The organism is Pseudomonas sp. MWU12-3103b (genome assembly GCF_023100615.1).
GTDB lineage: Bacteria > Pseudomonadota > Gammaproteobacteria > Pseudomonadales > Pseudomonadaceae > Aquipseudomonas > Aquipseudomonas putida_A.
Genome location: NZ_JALMEY010000010.1, coordinates 57,609 through 75,577, shown reverse-complemented (window position 1 = coordinate 75,577; position 17,969 = coordinate 57,609). Strand labels below are relative to the sequence as shown.

19 protein-coding genes are annotated in these 17,969 nt (G+C 55.8%); 14 read left to right on the top strand and 5 right to left on the bottom strand.

Annotated features, from left to right (window positions below):
- Positions 1 to 61 precede the first annotated feature (61 nt).
- Genes M0808_RS16505 through M0808_RS16495 form a run of 3 tightly spaced genes read left to right on the top strand, consistent with a single transcriptional unit; the run spans position 62 to position 2,245 of the window.
- Complete coding sequence (locus tag M0808_RS16505; protein ID WP_247841899.1) at positions 62 to 727, top strand: secretin and TonB N-terminal domain-containing protein; 666 nt, start codon at positions 62 to 64, stop codon at positions 725 to 727.
- Positions 724 to 1,275, top strand: a complete 552-nt coding sequence (locus tag M0808_RS16500) for an RNA polymerase sigma factor (RefSeq protein ID WP_041062424.1) — start codon at positions 724 to 726, stop codon at positions 1,273 to 1,275. The genes M0808_RS16505 and M0808_RS16500 overlap by 4 nt, the downstream gene beginning before the upstream one ends.
- Positions 1,276 to 1,306: 31 nt before the next feature.
- Entirely contained in the window at positions 1,307 to 2,245 is a 939-nt protein-coding gene (locus tag M0808_RS16495) for a DUF4880 domain-containing protein (protein ID WP_247841898.1), read from the top strand.
- 338 nt (positions 2,246 to 2,583) lie between these two features.
- Here the strand turns inward: M0808_RS16495 and M0808_RS16490 are convergent, their stop codons facing one another.
- Complete coding sequence (locus M0808_RS16490) at positions 2,584 to 3,192, bottom strand: prepilin-type N-terminal cleavage/methylation domain-containing protein (RefSeq protein WP_247841897.1); 609 nt, start codon at positions 3,190 to 3,192, stop codon at positions 2,584 to 2,586.
- The gene (gene gspH, locus M0808_RS16485; protein ID WP_027613110.1) at positions 3,189 to 3,641 is read right to left on the bottom strand and encodes a type II secretion system minor pseudopilin GspH; all 453 of its coding nucleotides are present in this window, start codon (positions 3,639 to 3,641) and stop codon (positions 3,189 to 3,191) included. Before gspH ends, M0808_RS16490 begins: the two co-directional genes overlap by 4 nt.
- Before the next feature lie 133 nt (positions 3,642 to 3,774).
- Here gspH and M0808_RS16480 point away from each other — a divergent pair, with 133 nt between their 5' ends.
- The 5 genes from M0808_RS16480 (at position 3,775) to M0808_RS16460 (ending at position 7,217) form a co-directional block, all read left to right on the top strand.
- Positions 3,775 to 4,206: a type II secretion system protein N gene (locus M0808_RS16480; protein WP_097087189.1), complete on the top strand. Its 432-nt coding sequence runs from the start codon at positions 3,775 to 3,777 to the stop codon at positions 4,204 to 4,206.
- A gap of 282 nt (positions 4,207 to 4,488) precedes the next feature.
- Entirely contained in the window at positions 4,489 to 5,298 is an 810-nt protein-coding gene (locus tag M0808_RS16475; protein ID WP_247841896.1) for a DUF2971 domain-containing protein, read from the top strand.
- Between the two features lie 232 nt (positions 5,299 to 5,530).
- A complete protein-coding gene (locus M0808_RS16470) occupies positions 5,531 to 6,100 on the top strand; it encodes a hypothetical protein (RefSeq protein WP_247841895.1) in 570 nt (189 codons plus the stop codon).
- Positions 6,101 to 6,158: 58 nt separating this feature from the next.
- Positions 6,159 to 6,758 carry a hypothetical protein gene (locus M0808_RS16465; protein ID WP_247841894.1) on the top strand — a complete coding sequence of 200 codons (600 nt, stop codon included), beginning with the start codon at positions 6,159 to 6,161 and terminating at the stop codon, positions 6,756 to 6,758.
- Positions 6,759 to 6,932: 174 nt separating this feature from the next.
- On the top strand, positions 6,933 to 7,217 hold the full coding sequence (locus M0808_RS16460; RefSeq protein ID WP_247841893.1) for a hypothetical protein: 285 nt from the start codon (positions 6,933 to 6,935) through the stop codon (positions 7,215 to 7,217).
- A 651-nt stretch (positions 7,218 to 7,868) separates the two neighbouring features.
- On the opposite strand, the gene M0808_RS16455 is transcribed toward M0808_RS16460, so the two are convergent.
- Positions 7,869 to 8,708: a hypothetical protein gene (locus tag M0808_RS16455; RefSeq protein ID WP_247841892.1), complete on the bottom strand. Its 840-nt coding sequence runs from the start codon at positions 8,706 to 8,708 to the stop codon at positions 7,869 to 7,871.
- A gap of 2 nt (positions 8,709 to 8,710) precedes the next feature.
- Entirely contained in the window at positions 8,711 to 10,276 is a 1,566-nt protein-coding gene (locus tag M0808_RS16450) for an AAA family ATPase (protein ID WP_247841891.1), read from the bottom strand.
- A gap of 856 nt (positions 10,277 to 11,132) precedes the next feature.
- Here M0808_RS16450 and M0808_RS16445 point away from each other — a divergent pair.
- The gene (locus M0808_RS16445) at positions 11,133 to 11,492 is read left to right on the top strand and encodes a hypothetical protein (RefSeq protein WP_007968533.1); all 360 of its coding nucleotides are present in this window, start codon (positions 11,133 to 11,135) and stop codon (positions 11,490 to 11,492) included.
- A gap of 229 nt (positions 11,493 to 11,721) precedes the next feature.
- Here M0808_RS16445 and gspI read toward each other — a convergent pair whose 3' ends face one another.
- The gene (gspI, locus tag M0808_RS16440) at positions 11,722 to 12,096 is read right to left on the bottom strand and encodes a type II secretion system minor pseudopilin GspI (protein ID WP_247841890.1); all 375 of its coding nucleotides are present in this window, start codon (positions 12,094 to 12,096) and stop codon (positions 11,722 to 11,724) included.
- Between the two features lie 148 nt (positions 12,097 to 12,244).
- On the opposite strand from gspI, the gene gspG reads away from it, so the two are divergent.
- The 5 genes from gspG to gspD are packed head-to-tail and all read left to right on the top strand — an operon-like array spanning position 12,245 to position 17,765.
- Entirely contained in the window at positions 12,245 to 12,703 is a 459-nt protein-coding gene (gene gspG, locus M0808_RS16435; RefSeq protein ID WP_282188309.1) for a type II secretion system major pseudopilin GspG, read from the top strand.
- Positions 12,704 to 12,711: 8 nt separating this feature from the next.
- Complete coding sequence (gene gspK, locus M0808_RS16430; RefSeq protein ID WP_247841889.1) at positions 12,712 to 13,665, top strand: type II secretion system minor pseudopilin GspK; 954 nt, start codon at positions 12,712 to 12,714, stop codon at positions 13,663 to 13,665.
- Entirely contained in the window at positions 13,662 to 14,846 is a 1,185-nt protein-coding gene (gspL, locus tag M0808_RS16425) for a type II secretion system protein GspL (RefSeq protein ID WP_247841888.1), read from the top strand. The genes gspK and gspL overlap by 4 nt, the downstream gene beginning before the upstream one ends.
- On the top strand, positions 14,839 to 15,387 hold the full coding sequence (gspM, locus tag M0808_RS16420) for a type II secretion system protein GspM (protein ID WP_247841887.1): 549 nt from the start codon (positions 14,839 to 14,841) through the stop codon (positions 15,385 to 15,387). Before gspL ends, gspM begins: the two co-directional genes overlap by 8 nt.
- The gene (gspD, locus tag M0808_RS16415) at positions 15,384 to 17,765 is read left to right on the top strand and encodes a type II secretion system secretin GspD (protein ID WP_247841886.1); all 2,382 of its coding nucleotides are present in this window, start codon (positions 15,384 to 15,386) and stop codon (positions 17,763 to 17,765) included. Before gspM ends, gspD begins: the two co-directional genes overlap by 4 nt.
- Positions 17,766 to 17,969 lie beyond the last annotated feature (204 nt).

Here is a 17,969-nt window from a genome sequence, read left to right as displayed (position 1 = left end):
AGCCGTGCAGCGAGGCAGTTCCAGGGACGGTCTTCAGCGTTCAGCGACTCTCGTGCGCCGGGTGAGTCTGGGGCTGCTGCTTGGCTGGTTCAGCGGTGCGGCGACAGCCGAACCCGCGCCCGCCGACTTGCGCATGACACTGCACATCCCGGCGCAAGACCTGGCCCGGGCGCTGGATCAGTACAGCCATGCCACGGGCATTGCAGTGCTGGTCGACAGTCAGTTGAGTCGTGGCCGGCGCTCGTTGGCAGTCGATGGCGAATACACCGCTGCCGACGCCTTGCGCCGTTTGCTCGGCGGCAGTGGCCTGATGGCGCGTTATGCCCGCGACGACGCGTTCACCTTGCAAGTGGCGCAGGTCGAGGACGTGCCATCGGCGCTGGATAAAACCACCCCGGCCAGTGCCGCTGTCAGTCGCAGCTACGCCACCGCCGTGCAAGCGGCGATCGAGCGCAACCTGTGCCGTTCGCCACTGACTCGTCCGGGCAGTTATCGCGCGGTGTTGCAGGTCTGGGTCGGGCGCGACGGCGTGGTGCAGCACAACCGGTTGGTCACCACCACCGGAGATGTACGGCGCGATACCGCGCTGGTAGAGAGCTTTCGCAATCTCAGGATCGACCGGCCGACGCCCAGCGCGTTGCGTCAGCCGGTCACGTTGCTGTTGTTACCGGAGTCGTCAGGGAAACGCATGGAATGCACCAAATGGGAAGGAGTTTCCGGGGGATGAAAGACACCGGACAAGGTTCGATGGTCCAGCTGTTCCTGACGTCCTACGAGGACTTTCGGGTGCGCTTGCGCCGCCGTCTCGGCTCGGAAGACCTGGCCAACGACGTGCTGCACGAAACCTACCTGCGGGTCGACCGCATGGAAACGCCGCCGAACCTGCTGCGGCCCAACGCCTACCTCTATCGCATGGCCCTGAACATCGCCGCCGACCGCCGTCAGGCCGATGCGCGCCTGCTCACCGGCGAGGAAGTCGAAGAGCTGCTGCAAGTCGGCGACGAGGCTTTGGATCCGGCGCGGGTGGTCGGTGGGCAAAAGGAAATCCAGTCGCTGCTCAGCGCCCTCTACGAGCTGCCCGCGCGGCGTCGCCGAATCTTCATCGCGGCGCGACTGGAAGAGGCGCCGCACCTGGAAATCTCCCAGCGTTTCGGCATCTCCACACGCATGGTCGAGAAGGAAATCAAAGCTGCATTGGGCTTCTGCGCCGCGAAACTGGAAAGAAAAGTGTTTCAGCGGTTCGGTCGCGGGGCCGGAAAACCGTCTTCTGAATAGTGCCCGATCAATTCGTTGAGAACCTGCGCGTTTGAACATCTTTCGACTGACACCTGCCAAGCCATCGGCGGCCGACAATCTGCACAGCGAAGCCCACGACTGGTTGGTCCTGCTGACCTCCGGCCGCGCCACCGTGGCCGACGCCCGCGCGTTACGCCAGTGGTGCGCGCAGAGCGCCGAACATGCCCAGGCTTTCGAGCAGGCCAAGGTGTTGTGGCACAACCTGCAACCTGCCGCTGAAATGCTGCAGTCGCCTCGGCGCTTCGGCCGGCGCGCGTTTCTCGGTGGCGCCATCGCTGCATCGGCGGCGTTCCTGCTGGTGCGCGGGACGGTCCCCGGTGGCTTCGAAGGACTCGGCGCCGATTACATCACCGAGGTCGGCCAGCAGAAGCGTTTCGAACCGGCCGATGGCGTAAGCCTGGAGCTCAACACCCAGACCCGTATCAACCAGCGCTCTGGCGATGATGGTGTGCAAGGTTTTGAGCTGGTCAGCGGTGAGGTTGAAGTGCAGACCGCGCGGTTGCCATTGGCGATGCAGGCCGGAGGAGGGTGGTTGCGGGCGAGTCAGGCGCGGTTCAACTTGCGCAACACGGATCAGCAAGTGTGCGTGACGTGCCTCGATGGTTCGGTGGACGTCAATGTCGATGGCCGCAGCCTGCGCTTGCAGCCGGGTGAGCAACTGAGCTACGACGCGCAGCAAGTGGGCGCAGTGCAAAGCGTCGACACCGCCGCAGTGATGAACTGGCGCCAACAAGTGCTGGTGTTCAACGGCGCAACCCTCAGCCAGATGATCGACGAGATCAACCGCTACCGCCCAGGCATGTTGCTGCTGCTCAACCGCGACCTCGGCCAACGCCGCGTCCAGGCCCGCTTCAACCTCGACCAACTCGCCGGCGTCGCGCTACTGATCCGCGACGCCTACGGCGTCAAATGCACCGAACTACCCGGCGGCGTCGTCGTCCTCAGCTAACCCAAATCCCACCAACCCCACCACCCCCTGTGGGAGCGAGCCTGCTCGCGAAGACGACCTTCCAGCCAACTCATCTCTCTCAGACTGCATACCATCCACTTGTAGGAGTGAGCCCGCTCGCGATGACGGCCCGACAGCCGACCAATATCTACCGGCTTGTGGGAGCTGACCTACCAGCGATGACAGCTCACAAGCCAACCATTCCCCAACTGACCAAACCCAATCCAACTGTGGGAGCGGGCTTGCTCGCGAAGGCGTCCATTCAGCCAAATCATCATCAACTGACCCACTGCATTCGCGAGCAAGCCCGCTCCCACAGGTTTTTGCAGTGATTCAGATTATTGCAGCGGCCCCATCACCTGCCGATACCGCTCCACCCCCTGCGCTGTCTCCCGCGTCAACCGAACCTCCAACCCCAACGGATCCTCCCGCCGATTACCACTCAACTGCCGCCACCCCTTATCCACCTCCCAAACTCGCACCTGCACATCACTCACCCCATCCAACACCGCCACCCCAACCCCCGGCGCCGGCAACGGATAGCGACTGCGCGCCTCAGCCACCGCCCGATACAACGTATCCCCCTTGACCCACCAACGCACCCGCTGCAAAGCCCCAGCCTGATCCGCCGCACTACGAATAATATCCAGCCGAAACCCCTTGCTATCACTGCTCCGCACCGTCAGCGCAGGCGGCGCACTCGGCGGTTCATCATCCACGCCAACCTTCTTCGGCTCAGTCAACTCCACACCCGCACGCATCTCCACATCACGCTGCAACTGATTCAACGCCCGCAACAAACCGTCGCTCTGCTCACTGCTCGCCTGCAAATGACTGTCCGCCCGCGTCACACTGTCCAGCCCGCGCCAGGCAATCAAACTGACCACCGCCATCAGCAGAATCGCGACCATCACCTCGATCAGGGTAAAGCCCCGTTGATCGTTCATTGCACACTGATCCTTCCACTAGCATCACGCAGCACACTCAGCCGATTCAGCCCATCAGACAAGGTCAATTGCAGCGGCGGATTGATCCACTCGGCGTTGAGCACCACCTTCTGCTTCGGCTCCACCCGCACCTCCAGCTTCGGACTCTGCCAGGTGCGCGGCCGCAACTGCGGATCATCCTTGAAATGCTCAAACCCCCGACCACTGTCACTGCGCCGACTGAAGCGAAAGCCCTTGCCATCACTCACCCAAACAATCGGCCGGCCATCCGCCCGCGCTTCGGCCTGCGCCACCTGCAGCAACTGCGCCACACGCTCGGCGTCCTTGCGCAGCAACTGCAGCGGATCCGGCTTGATACTCAGGCTGATCGCCGCACTGGCGATCCCGATGATCACCAGCACCACCATCAACTCGATCAGCGTAAAACCCTGTTGCTTGCCCACATTCATCGGTTGCGCACTCCGTTGCGTCCTGCCCCGTCCCAAAAAAACATCCTGCACGGCCAACATGTAAGGCGTGTGAAATAAAACCGTGAGAATTGCCGCGTAGCCTGTCAGCAGGGACTAAAAGGAGATTCAGCCCATGATGCTCACCACCCGCATTTCCCCCCCGCAAACCGTCCAGGCCCTCGCACTGCTCGCCGCCCTGGTCGGTGTCGCGACCTGGTCGTCGCTACTCCTGACCTCCGCCGAATCCCACACCCCACCAGCGCCCCCACAAATGCTCGCCGCGCGCAGTGACAGCCCGGCGTTGCAGTGGTTTTCCAACCAAACGGCGCCGGTGGACATCAAGGTGAGCGGGGTGATGGCGGGGAGTCGCGGGGCGGTGGCGATTTTGAGTTTGAACGATGGGCCACCGAGGAGCTTTTTGCAGGGGGAGAGGGTGGGGCCTGGGGTGAAGTTGGTGGCGGTGGAGGGGGATGGGGTGGTGATTGAGCAGGGGGGGGAGAGGGTGAGGCTGGGGGTGGAGAGGTTGGGGGAGGGGGTGGTTTTGCCGAGCCTTATGAGGCCGTAATTTGTAGGATCGGAGTCGTTACTTTTGCCGTGTTGAATGCCGGTTCAAGGCCTCCAAACGCAGGGATCCGAGACGCAAGCGAGTGCTTCTTGTCGCTTCCGGCCTGATGCAGGTAGTCGAGAATGTCAGCTATCGGCCAATAGCGACCAGCCGAGGCTGTCAATAAAAGGCCGGCGACTTATTACTATGTCATTTCAATCTTGCTGTAGAAAACACAGCCATGCATGATGGCAATGCGCCCCATCTATTAATCGTTACGCGTGTTAGCCAAAAGGCCACTAAATGGAACTCCACCACTACACAGATGTTAATGGCCTAACCGGCATCATACAGAGGCAAGCGCTATGGGCTACCGACATAGGATTTTTAAACGATTCTCGAGAAATGTTTGCTGGAATCGATCTTATCCGAAGAAGGTGCGATCATATAAGCACCATTGAAACTACCGATAAAAAAATCCAAAATGCAATTAGAGAGTTCTACGGCCAAATCCCAGAGTTCGTTGAAAAAAATCTAATAAAAAGAAATATTTATATTATTTCATTTTCAAAAGCTAGAGACAACTTACGGCAATGGATGTCTTACTGCCCGAAAAACGCAGGTTATTCGATAGAGCTTGACTCAAACAAAGTACTCGCAGACGGAATGTTAGAATATGAGAAAAAAGTAGTGTGTCGACTTGAAGAGGTGGACTATCACGAAGAAAGAATCAATGAAATTCTCGTGTTGAATAAAATATTCAGTTCTACCGAAGTTGCGCTGGCTAATTTGGAACAGGTCTTTTTAAGTCTGGCTAATGAACTATTTTTTCATTGCTGCGCTGTAAAACCTAAAGAGTTTTACGATGAGCAGGAAACTAGACTAGTCATTCATTCAAGAATGGAAAAGACTCATGAAGCAAGCTTTCGAACAAGAGCTGGAATAATAATTCCATACTTTGAATATCCTATCGAGCACTCATCGATAAAAGAGATTACAATCGGCCCAAACATTAATATGTCGCTTGCACGAAAAGGGCTGGAGATGTTTCTGGAAAAGCACTCAATAACTTGCAAGGTTCGAGAAAGCAAATGCTCCTTGAGAAACTTCTGAGTAGACAATCATCGTCAAAGGAAAATAATTTGCATTTTGAAAATAAATCAGCCCTCTTTTTTTAATGACGATTACCTGTGCTCGCCACTTCTGTTGCGAACCCCATGTAGAGCGAGTACTTTGCTTGAGTATTCAATAAAAAATGCAAAAAATGGAGACGGATTTGTTTTTGCGGAAAATAAATCCGTCCCCATTTATTCCTGATCCCGGCTTTGTTCTTGCAGGAGGCTCCGTGATAGTCAAAGAACCATTCATTTTTCCTCATTGGAACTATTTTCTCTGTTTAGAAGACGATGTGATAAGACTTTCACGGTGGGTGGAGTTTTCTCAAAGAAACCTTGATTGCTATTCAATCGAGATAGCCCGACTCTTGATGAGTGTATCAGCTGAGGTTGATGTAGTAGCAAGGCTACTATGCAAAAACCTTAATCCAGCCTCTAAGGCTGATACTATTGGGAAATATCAACAAGAAATATCGGCGTCCTTCCCAACAATACCGAAAGCGCTTGCAAGCATTCCTAGGCATGGAATAGAGCTATACCCTTGGTCTGAGTGGGTTGCAGCCAGAACACCGCCAAAGTGGTGGTCAGCCACAAACAAAGTAAAACATCACCGCGAAAGCCATTTCCATCAAGCCACTCTAGAGAACTTGCTAGACGCCATGGGCGGATTGTTAGTTCTACTCACTCTTTACTACAGAAAAGAAGTCCATCGACTCATGCCTTTAAGCCAGCTATTTATTCCCAAGGCTTTTTTAATAAATATGGGTGATAACCATGTTAGATTTATTGACAGAGCCTAACGGTTAGCTCAGCAAAATTCTCTGCGTAGCTGGAGGACAGATGCTAAAGGAAGGGCATATGAAGCTTGTAGACATTCAACCAGCAATTGGATCCGTTATCGCAAGTCTTGCGGTAACGGATCTGCGGGAGCGCACATACTTAGCGACATATCCCGGAATGATATCGATTGGTGCGGCGAGGGGAGTCACGAATGATGTGAAGTTTCACCAGCTTGCCACGCTAGTATATGGCTGGATGCCAAGAGTTGTGCGAATAGATCCATTATATACCTCTGCTGCGGTGGATACCCTTGGCGCAGCATTGTGGGTTACCGACGCGAGCTATAAGTCTATTCCAGTCAAGAGGATCTCAGACTGCTTGCACTCGGTTGTGGGGGCCTCAAAACTTTTGCATTTTGCAAACCCTGACGTATTTCCAATCTGGGACAGCAATATTGAAGTGTTTCGTAAAAAACCTGACTCGGATATAACCAGCGTGTCTCAGTATATGGATTATGTTGGGGAAGTACATAGCATTCGGAGGGAGACTGGATTCCATGAATTCTATATTGAGTTTTGCTCTGCCTATTCTGCTCGTCTGGCAACTAATGGCGTCCCGACCTATTCAATAGGTCACGTTCGAGCAATTGAGGCTGCTGTGTTTGAGCTTGCTCCGTAGTGGGTATGCCAAACAATTAACTGAAGAAGCCACAAAAAGGGAACTGATTCATTTCTCAGAAAATTAATCCGCTCCCATTTTTCGCTCTGCCTGTCACGATGGGCGGTATTTGGCCAGAGATAGTGACTAATGGGCGTCCCATTTTAGCTTTTTAATCATGAGATACAAGTGCTAATGAAAACTGTATTTGAAGACATTATCACGCGATATGGCACAAAACGCGAAGATTTTATTGCAGAAACCTTGCCGAAAAGCCCAAAATGGCTTGATTTTATGAAAGTGTCAGACTACCCAAGAGATGAGGAGTACTTTGATGAGGAGATGGAGTTTTACAGGGCATTCGAGCTTGAACTTGATGCTATTCCAAAATTGAGAAATAAAAAAAATCAGCTTACCCCAGTGGGAGGAGATTGTTCACTTTTTAAAAATTCACAACGAGAGACTGTCATCTCAAGTTGATAACTCGACGACGCTTACCGCTACTTTCGTTTTTATGAGGTCTCTCTTTCTTCTGCTTGCAAACTACATCACAAATATTTTCTACGCTCCGTTTGCATTCCTCGCTGTTTTCGCCATACAGATTTTTCTACAGCGGATGGGGCGTCGGCATGAGTTGGCTAGAAATAAAGAGCTTGTGATTATTATCGAAAATTACATCAAGAAAAGTCGCGTATTTTCTTAAATTTCATTTGTAGTGAATAGCCCTAGATTTTTAGATGGCGAGTGTCCGCTATTGGTCGATTGCTGCCGGTCGCGAAGGGCAGTTTCTGGCCGTCAGCGGTCATACTTGAGGGGCGGATTCCGGCCAGAAACGGACAATTGCGAGCCGCTGCTTTGGATTAAATCTTTCCTCGACAAGGGGAATCATAATCAGGGAGAGCGCAATTTCGTTCATCGTTAGGGTTACATAGAATCTTGCGCACACTGTAAACTTCGCCGGTTTACGAGTTTTGCTCATTAGTTTTAGTAAAGTAACTAACCGGTTCGGCGAAGCCTGTCTTCGGCTCACCATTTAGTCAATCTCTGGCTCACGACAGTTGGACCCCGCCAGCATCCTGTGGCTATACAGGCTCTGGCGGTTCTAGATAATAGAAATAGAATACGTCAATGCTAACAGGGAATATTGTAAAAGCCTCCATTGATGAACCATTCGTCAAGCGAAAGAGTTTTGTAGGTTACATACTGCCAGCTATTAACCCTAACGCTATACCGTTGAGCCTCTTCCTGCAAAAAACTTCTAACGGCGGGGAAACCGTGGGCAGTATGCAGTCCAACTAAGTAGTCCCGTGTAAGCGTCAAGTCGTGGGCTGCATTTGTAGTGTAACTGTGTCCTAAGTTTACAACGCTAAAATGCCGCGCAACTCTTCGCTTGAGAATGTCGTCCCAATGCGCAGGAGGAGATGGGTGAAATTGTAGTGCAGGAATACCTTGGGTATTTAGCGTAGCGGAGATCCATTGTTCTCGTGTGAAGTCGTCATAATAAGGATGAAATGTTTGCTCTTCGGCAGAACTAGGGAACTTGGCCTTTTTAGCATTGTTGCAAAAGTCACATGCAGGTACCAGGTTATTCGGAAGAACCGCCAAGTCAGGATATTTAGATTTAGGTAGATGATGGTCTAGCACGGTCACTGTGCCAATGCTGCACAAAGGGCATGTGGATGACGCGCTGCGTAATAGATTGTAATATCTTCTCGCATTACCACGAGTGGCGCTTAGATGTGTGGCATACAGCGAATCAAGCTCCGCCTTCGTTACGGAACCTACCGACAGCACTTGTTGAAATAAATACAGGCTTTGGGCGGCACCTCTTGCATCGTATGTAGCAGCCGTAGCTGCCAAGGACGCTTCAATGCCTCGGAGTCTGTCCGCCAATCCGTCATCGTCAGTACCATCTATACAGGCACTCATGACCTGAGAAAAAGTAAAAAAAGGCTTCGGCAAGGTTTTCATGATTATACGTCCGAAGGTGGTATTAAACTGAGTGCTCTTGCTAGCGCCCGGCCTTCTGCACCAAGTTCATCACCAAACTCATAGACGATCTGTTCATAAGTGTGCCCAATCGCCATTTCCGCAATAAGTTTGTGATAGCCAGTTTGAGTTAGCTCTAAACTAAATACTTCTCGAGTCAGCGTTCCTACATTTTCACCAAACGTATTTATTTGTGGTCGCTCGGCAGTGACTTCATGGCCTGAGCGGGAAAGTTTCCACACACATGAAGTCGGAACCTCCTGTAGAACCACTGGTGAATGCGTCGCGATGATCGCTACCCCGTTTCGATTCACTAATAAATCAGAAAGAGCTCGCACGAAAGCAGATAACAAGGGCGGATGTAAATGACATTCTGGTTCATCAATCAATACTAATGACTTTTCCTCAACCAGCTCTACAAGTCGAGTTATGGCTAGTATAACAATAGCGTGACCTGAGCTTAATTTTTTGAACATTCGAATAGCTTGATCCTCTACGTCTGCCGGGGCAGTCTCTGAAAGATCAGAAACGTTGATTTCAGCAAATAGCGGGTCTGACTCCAAAGTATGGAGTGCATTCTTCCATCGTTCTCGACGAACACCCTCCAAACAAATTAGAACGCTTTTTGCAAACTCTCCTGCGAGTTCAGATGATCCTTTGACGCGAGGTTCGGCTAATGGAGGGGCCCCTGTTGGTGATAGAGGCAAAGCTTCTCGGGTGATTAATCCTATATAGCTGTAGCGGACATCCCCCAACGATACTCCGCCAAGTGGGCCCTTCGAATCAAAAGCACTGAAGGAAACGGCGACCAGGCCCGCGAATCCCAATTGTCGAGCGCTATTAACAAATGGAATGCTTGGAAGTGAACTGCTTCGAAGAACTCCAACTGTTCCCGATCCATCCTCAGCGGGCATGCCGAGAAAGGAACGTGCAAGTAAATCGAAACATCTACTTTTTCCAACCCCATTTCGCCCAATAATCACATGGGTATTGGTAGACGGAAGAGATCCTGGTACAACCTGGAATTTAAGAAGAGGTGCAGGCGTTATCGCTTGCGGATCTTTCGGGAATTCATATTCGAAGCTATATGGCGTTAGCAATATTTGTGCATGAGCTAACAGTCTAAATCGATCCCTAACTCTGTCAAGAAGAATGTCTCTTAGTAATGAGTCGTTCAAAACCAACTCTTTTTCATTCTGAGTGTATATGTTTGTGTCGAACGCAAAGTCACGAATTGCGCTCAAATAGCTAATTCGAATTTTATCTCCAAGCGAGATCAGAGTTTCGTAATAGTTCTCATCTTGTCCGATAGAGAAATATTCTGAGCTCAACGTTTCGAAAGAGGGTGGCAATTTCGTGGTGCCGTCTTGTTCAGTCATTCCCCTCTTAGCTATTTTTACATAGCCTAAACTCACAGTCTCATAGGCGCTCAATACTATTGTCACTTTAAACATCGTCTGCCATTTAAACCAATCGTTCCAAGAGTCTGGAGTCAGTAGGCAATATGGCTCACCTGCAAATAGAGGTGGGTTTTCTGAATAAAATTTCATATTAAGCGCCCCATAAAATTCCACCTTAAAGTTATCTTCAGCAGCATAACGAATGCTAGGCTAGTCTCTCTAATTTTTGAGTGCAATACTTGCATTTCAAGCCTAGATACCAAGGGCATGAATATAAAACACTTTAGCTGCAGAGCGCAGTCAGAGCCTCTCTACAGTTTTGTCCACTTTGCTTACACTTTTGTTGGCTTCAAGCTCAGAAAAATAAATACGACAATATTGATGGTTTGCATCGCGCTACCTTTCGAGACCGTTTTGTTGTGCAGATGATAACAAAAAGCCATCAATCACAAGCTGTTGTTTAGGACGTCGTGAAAAAATAGTGGTAGATGACGGTTAGACACCAGGATTGAGCGGCCTCTGTTTCGTAGATGTTGAACGACCGAATTTGGCCGAAAGCAGCCATCGGGTGTGAAATATAGTCCGAAAACGCAAGTCAGCTGGTCCGATGAGTGGATGGCTCTATATAGGGGAGATTTTCCGCAGTAAGGTCTAGGTAAACACCATCGTTTAAAAAGACATCTCCAGACACTCTCCCAGGCTACATATCCTTGCGCCGTTGCCTACAGCTACGCCAGAATCCGCCGGCTTGTGCGCCTTAGGTGCGGGTTCTATTGTGGTTCGGTCGCTGACGAATCAGCGATCGGGTTTCGCAGCCCGGATTAATCAAGGCCACAGCGCTCCCAATCGTTGCCATTTCTGGCAATGGTGCTTCATGGCGGCTGTGCGCGGGATACCTTTTGGTATGCCGGGTTCCTTGATTCCCGGTCTGCGAACCTGCGTACAGCTGCCACCTCCGTCGTTTCGCAGCGAACCGTGGCGGCTCCATTAATCAAGGAGCTTCACCATGATCAAACCAACACCCAACCCACCCGAAACCGCCTCGGTTTCCCCCTACGAATCCATCGATTCAAAAAAACTGCACGAAGCCGCCGACCGCGCGCTCGACCATTACCTCTGTCCGCCCGGTTCCACACCGCCGCCACGTAAACACCGTGGGATGTATGCCGTGACGGCGGACAACAAAACCGAAGAGCTGCTGGTGGATGCCAGTGAAACACTCGCTTCGGCCAAAACCCTCGCGCAGAACATCGCCAGCTTGTTGCCGGTGTCGCAGCGTCATGCGCTGGCGGGGATTGCGCAGTTGATCATGCTTGGGGAGTTGGCGGTGAATCGGGCTTTGGATAATTTGCAGTTGCCGGGGTGATGTAGGTGTCGGGACACCCGGTGATTGATCGGGTGTTCATTCTGACGCCTTCGCGAGCAAGCTCGCTCCCACAGGGTTTCAGGTTGATTGCGGATATCGTGTGGGGCATGCGTTGTTTTGTTGCCTGAGATGTTTGTGTAGGGGCTGCCGGAGGCTCGGGCTGCGATCGGACGATCTTTTGATTTGATGTTTAAAAACAAGATCAAAAGATCGCAGCCTTCGGCAGCTCCTACAGGGGGCGATTCGATAGGGTTTCCAGGCGGGCCAGGGGCGGGGCGTCCTGGTTGCGGTTGAAGACTTGGATGGCGATTTTGAGTAGTCGGCCATTTTCAGCCGCTGCGATTACTTGCTCACACCGCAACACCAACCGTCCCTGATCACAATCAACAGCTTTCACGCCAGTCGGCAATCGACCTTCCAATTGCAGCTCCGCCATGCGGGTTTGCGCCGCGATCATTGCGATTGAGCGATCACGCAGAACTCCGCTGCTTTGGGTCATTAGCCCGGCCACGCGCACGGCCGCCGACATCGCCACGGCAATGATCGCCAGCGCCACCAGCACTTCAATCAGGGTGAATCCGCTTTCTCGGGAGCGCGTAGGCATATAAGGCCCAAAACCAGAACACAGCCCTCGACCCTAACCCGCGTCCTTGACGGCTTGACGACGAAAACTCCCGAGAATTTTCAACATCCCTGACATATCTTCTTGCAACACTGCGCGTCGAATCGAATTAAGCCAAGGGAATGTCGAGATGGATATCGCGCAGTTCAAACAGCCCAGACGACCGAGCCGGATGCCCCGTGGGCAGCAGGGTTTTACCCTGATCGAGATCATGGTGGTGGTGGTAATTCTCGGGATTCTGGCGGCGATGGTGGTGCCCAAGGTGCTCGATCGGCCGGATCAGGCGCGGGCCACGGCGGCCAAGCAGGATATTGGTGGTTTGATGCAGGCGCTGAAGTTGTATCGCCTCGATCACGGCACTTACCCGAGCATGACGCAGGGGCTGAAAGTGCTGGTGGAGCGGCCGGTGGATGCGAAGAACAGCAACTGGCGTTCGTATCTGGAGCGTTTGCCGAATGACCCGTGGGGTCGTCCTTATCAGTACCTCAATCCCGGCGCGAATGGCGAGATCGATATTTTTTCCCTCGGTGCCGACGGTCAGCCTGACGGCGACGGCGTGAATGCCGATATCGGTTCCTGGCAGCTGTAAGGCCGGTGATGAACAGCCAATCGAACCAGCAGGGGATGGCGATCATCAGTGCGCTGTTGATCGCGGCGGTGGTCGCGGTGATTGCGGCGGGGATGTTGACCCGGCAGAGCGTTTCGACCCGCGCGCTGGAGGCGGATCAGCAGCGGGTGCAGGGGCGCTGGTTGTTGCACGGTGGGCTGGAGATCAGCCGGCAATTGCTCTGGGATGCGCGGCAGCGTGATCCGCTGACCCGACTCGATCAGCCGTGGGCGCAGCGTTTGAACGCGCAGGGTTTCGAGGGGCGGCTGGAGGATGAGCAGGGCAAGTTCAACCTGCGCAATCTGGTGGCCAATGAGCGTGTCGATGAGGCGCAGGTGCAGGCGTTTCAGCGGCTTTGCGAGTTGATCGGTATCAGCGCCGGGTTGAGTCAGCGCATCAGTCAGCGGGTGATTGGCTCTTATCCGTATCTGTTGAATCCGCAGATTGCCGAAAACACCGCGAGCAAAAACGGCTTTGACAGTGGCCGTGCCACGTCGCCGAATGCGTCGCGCAAACCACAGAATCCGAAGTTGCCGATGCTGCGCAGTGTCGAGGATCTGCGCAGCGTCGAGGGCGTGAATGAGGTGGTCATCGGCAAACTGGCGCCGTACCTGACGGTGATCCCGGCGACCACCTGGCTCAACGGCAATACCGCCTCTGCGCCGGTGCTGGCCGCCTATGTGCCGGGGTTGTCGCTGGAGCGGGCGCAGGCGCTGATCAATGAGCGTGACGCCGGGCGCTGGTTCATCAACCGTGGCGATTTCGTCAACCGCTTGCGCATGCCCAATCTGGAGCTGACCAGCGTCAAGGTCGGCATCACCAGTGACTGGTTTCGCCTGCGTGGCGAGGCGCGGCGGGATCAGCGTCGGGTCAGCCTCGATGCGTTGCTGCATCGCAGCGAGGATCGTCTGCCACAGGTGATCTGGTCGCGGGTGGGCGTATGAGCCAGTTGCGTGTGAGTTTGCCGCCGTTGGCGCAGTTGAGTCTCGACAGTGAATTGGACTGTGCGTGGCTGGATCGGCAGGGGCAGGTCATTCGTGAGCAGCGCCAGACCTTTAGCCAACTGGGGCAGTCAGCGAAGCAGCCAGCGCTGAGCGCTTTTCTGCACCCGGCGGACAGTCTGCTGGCGAGCATCGACTTGCCACCGCTGCCGGCGAACAAGACCGCAGCAGCCGTGCAATGTGCGGCGCAGGCCTTGATGCTCGGTGACTGCAATGACATGCACATCGCTCATAGTCCACGGGACGAAGCGGGGCAGGTGCAGATCGCCTGGGCGCCGCGTCAGCGTTTGCTGCACCTGGGGCAACTGCTGAAACAGGCCGGTCTGAATCTGCGCGGTCTGTACCCGGCGGCATACAGCTTGCCGGTGCTGCCGGGCACGGTGGCCTGTCGGCAGGACGGCCATTTGTTGCTGCGCGAAAGCGTGCAGGTGGCGCGGGTGCAGCCGCTGTTCGACGACGAGATTGGCGATTGGCTGCTGACCTGCGGCACGCCGCTGCACTGGATCGGCTCGACGCCACCGCCGGATGCAGAATTGCCGATGGCCGAGGCGCAACGCTGGACCGGGCCGTTGCCGGGTTGGGGCTTGCAGGGTGCGGTGCAACAGCAGCGCAGCGAGCATCGCGGTTGGGGCCGGGCGCTGGGGCTTTGCGCATTGGCGGTGGCGGTGTGGGTCATCGGCTTGAACCTGTATGCCGCTCGCGAGGCGAGTCAGGGTCAGCAGCTCAAGACGTTGATGACCCAGCGGGTGAAGCAGGCCTTTCCCGAGTTGCCGGTAATCCTCAATCCGCTGCAACAGGCGCGTCAGCAATTGGCGGCGCGGCAAAAGGGCGCGGCGGAGGACCCGGCGCAGCCGTTCAATCGGCTGGTGTTGCAGGCCGGCAGTGGCATGCCGTTCATGGCCGGCACGGTCGAGCGCCTGACGTTTGTTGACGGCACGTTGCAGTTGAGTCTGCTGGCCGATGCCCGGCGCAGCGCCAATGACAAGGACAAGGATTGGCAAGCCGCATTGGCTCAGGTCGGGATCAGTGCGACGGCCGATGATGAGGGCTGGCTGCTGCGACCGAGCGAAGAAGTCACGACCCCCGACGAAAGCGCTGACGACAGCGGAGCAGAAGATGAATAAGGCATGGCTCGCGGTGTATCGCGCCCGTTGGCAGCGTTTCAGCGCGCAACTTCAGGCGCGCTGGCAAGCGCTGGCCCTGCGCGAAAAACGCATGGTCGGCGGCATGGCGGCGCTGCTGCTGGCGCTGTTGGTGTGGGTCGCATTGATTCAGCCGCCGCTGAAAAAAATCAGCTATTGGCAAGCCGAAACCCCGAAGTTACGCGCCCAGACCGAAGCCCTCGAAGTGCTGTTGCGCGAGGTCAGCGTGCGTCCGCAGGGGCAAAGCATCGAGCAGTCTCTTGAGCAGACCCTGCAGGCCAGCGGCCTGACCGGGCACTATCGATTGCAGGCCGGGGAGGCCGGCGCGTGGCAGTTGACGTTCGACGCGGCGCCGGCCGATGCAGTGCTCGACTGGCTGTTGAGCAACCCGGCACAACTTTCTCTGCAAGTGGTCGAGGCCCGTCTGCAACGCGCAGACAACGCGTCGACTGAAGTCACTGCCGGCACATTGTCAGGCACCGTTCGCATGGATCAGGCGCTGGGCGCTAAGGAAGCTTCATGAAGGGGTCAGGATCCAAACCGGCGCGCATGGCGTTGCCGATGCTGCTGATGGCGTTGAGCGCGTGCAGCAACACCACCACGCCGCCGAACCAGCCGCCGTTGCTGGTGGACAGCGAACTTGGCCGTCCATTGGCCAACACCCAACGCAGCGGTGATGCGCTGCTCGATCGGCAACGCGCCCAGGCACAAACCGCACCGCAACCACGGCAGATGCACAACATCACCGAACGCGCGCGCAGTGGCGGCGTCCCGCGCGGTAGCACACTGCCGAGCAATCCGCTGGGCGATCAGCCGGTGACGCTGAATTTTGTCGATGCCGATATTCAGGCGGTGGTGCGCGCGTTGTCGCGTTCCACCGGCCAGCAGTTTCTGGTCGACCCTCGGGTCAAGGGCAGCCTGACGCTGGTCTCGGAAGGTCAGGTGCCGGCACGCCAGGCCTACGACATGTTGCTCGCGGCGTTGCGCATGCAGGGTTTCAGCGTGGTCGATGTCGGCGGCGTCGCCCAGGTGGTGCCGGAGGCCGACGCAAAACTGCTCGGCGGGCCGATCTACAGCCCGGACAAACCCGCCGGCAACGGCATGCTCACCCGCACCTTTCGCCTGCAATACGAAAACGCGGTGAACCTGATTCCGGTGTTGCGGCCGATCGTCTCGCCGAACAACCCGATCAATGCCTATCCGGGCAACAACACCATCGTGATTACCGATTACGCCGAGAACCTCACGCGCGTCGCCCAGTTGATCCAGACCATCGACACCCCGAGCGCGATCGACACCGACGTGGTGCAGATCCAGAACGGCATCGCCGCCGACATCGCGCCGATGGTCGCCGATCTGCTCGACGCGCCGGGCAACGACCCGACGCAGAAAATCGCGGTGATCGGCGACCCGCGTTCCAACACCATCATCATCCGCGCCGGCAGCCCCGAGCGCACCGAGCTGGCGCGCAACCTGATCTACAAACTCGACAACGCGCAGAGCAATCCGAGCAATCTGCACGTGGTTTATTTGCGTAACGCGCAAGCGGCGAAACTGGCGCAGGCCTTGCGCGGCCTGCTGACTGGCGAGAGTGACAGCGGCACCAGCGACAGTGCGCGCTCGGTGCTCAGTGCCATGGGCAGCAACGGCAATAACAATGGCGGTTCGAGTGCGCAGAGTGGCACGCAAACCAGTGGTAACACCTCGACCACGTCGAGCACTGGCAGCACCGGCGGCAGTTATGCGCAGGGCAGCAGTTCGACCGGCACCGGCGGCAATCAGGCCAGCGAGCAGAACGTTGCATTTAGCGCTGGCGGGGTGACGATTCAGGCTGATGCGACCACCAACACCTTGCTGATTTCCGCGCCGGATCCGTTGTATCGCAACCTGCGCGAGGTCATCGATCTGCTCGACCAGCGCCGTGCGCAAGTGGTGATCGAGAGCCTGATCGTCGAGGTCGGCGAGGACGATGCCAGCGAGTTCGGCGTGCAATGGCAGACTGGCAATCTCGGCGGCAAAGGCGTGATCGGCGGGGCCAACCTTGGCGGGTCGGGGATCAATCTCAACGGCAAGACCAGCCTAGATGTGCTGCCGCAAGGCTTGAACCTCGGTTATGTCAACGGCACCGTCGATATCCCTGGCATCGGTAAGATCCTCGACCTGAAAGTGCTGGCCCGGGCGCTGAAGAGCAAGGGCGGCACCAACGTGCTGTCGACGCCGAACCTGCTGACGCTGGACAACGAAGCGGCGAGTATTTTTGTCGGCCAGACCATTCCGTTTGTCAGCGGCAGCTATGTCACTGGCGGTGGCGGGACCAGCAACAACCCGTTCCAGACCGTGACCCGGGAAGAGGTGGGTTTGAAGCTGAATGTGCGGCCGCAGATTTCCGAGGGCGGCACGGTCAAGCTTGATATCTATCAGGAGGTCAGCAGCATCGACGAACGCGCGTCGGCCAGCGCGACGTCGGCGGGGATCGTCACCAACAAGCGCGCGATCGACACCAGCATCCTGCTCGACGACGGCCAGATCATGGTCCTCGGCGGCTTGCTGCAGGACGGCTATAGCCAGAGCAATGAGGCGGTGCCATGGCTGGGGACCCTGCCGGGTATCGGCGCGCTGTTTCGCAACGAACGCCGGGCGATCACCAAGACCAACCTGATGGTGTTCCTGCGCCCGTACATCATCCGCGACAGCGAAGCGGGGCGCAGCATCACCCTCAACCGCTACGACTTCATGCGCCGCGCCCAGGGTGGGCTGCAACCGGAGCGCAGCTGGGCAATGCCGGATATGCAGGCGCCGCAGTTGCCGACAGCGGCGCAGGGGGTGCCGAGTCCGGTTCCGGCTTCGGGACCTCGCGCGACGATCAAAGCGGTGCCGATCGAAGGGAGTACACGCTTTTGAATCCGACCTTCAATCTGAGAAGTAAACCTGTGGTGAGGGGATTTATCCCCGATGGGCTGCGCAGCAGCCCTAAAGCCTATGCACGCGGTCAGTCAGATGGATTCGGATGTCAGGTTTCGGGGCTGCTGCGCAGCCCATCGGGGATAAATCCCCTCACCACAAGAATTCCCCTCACCATAGTGAGTCGGGGCGACGCTGGACCTG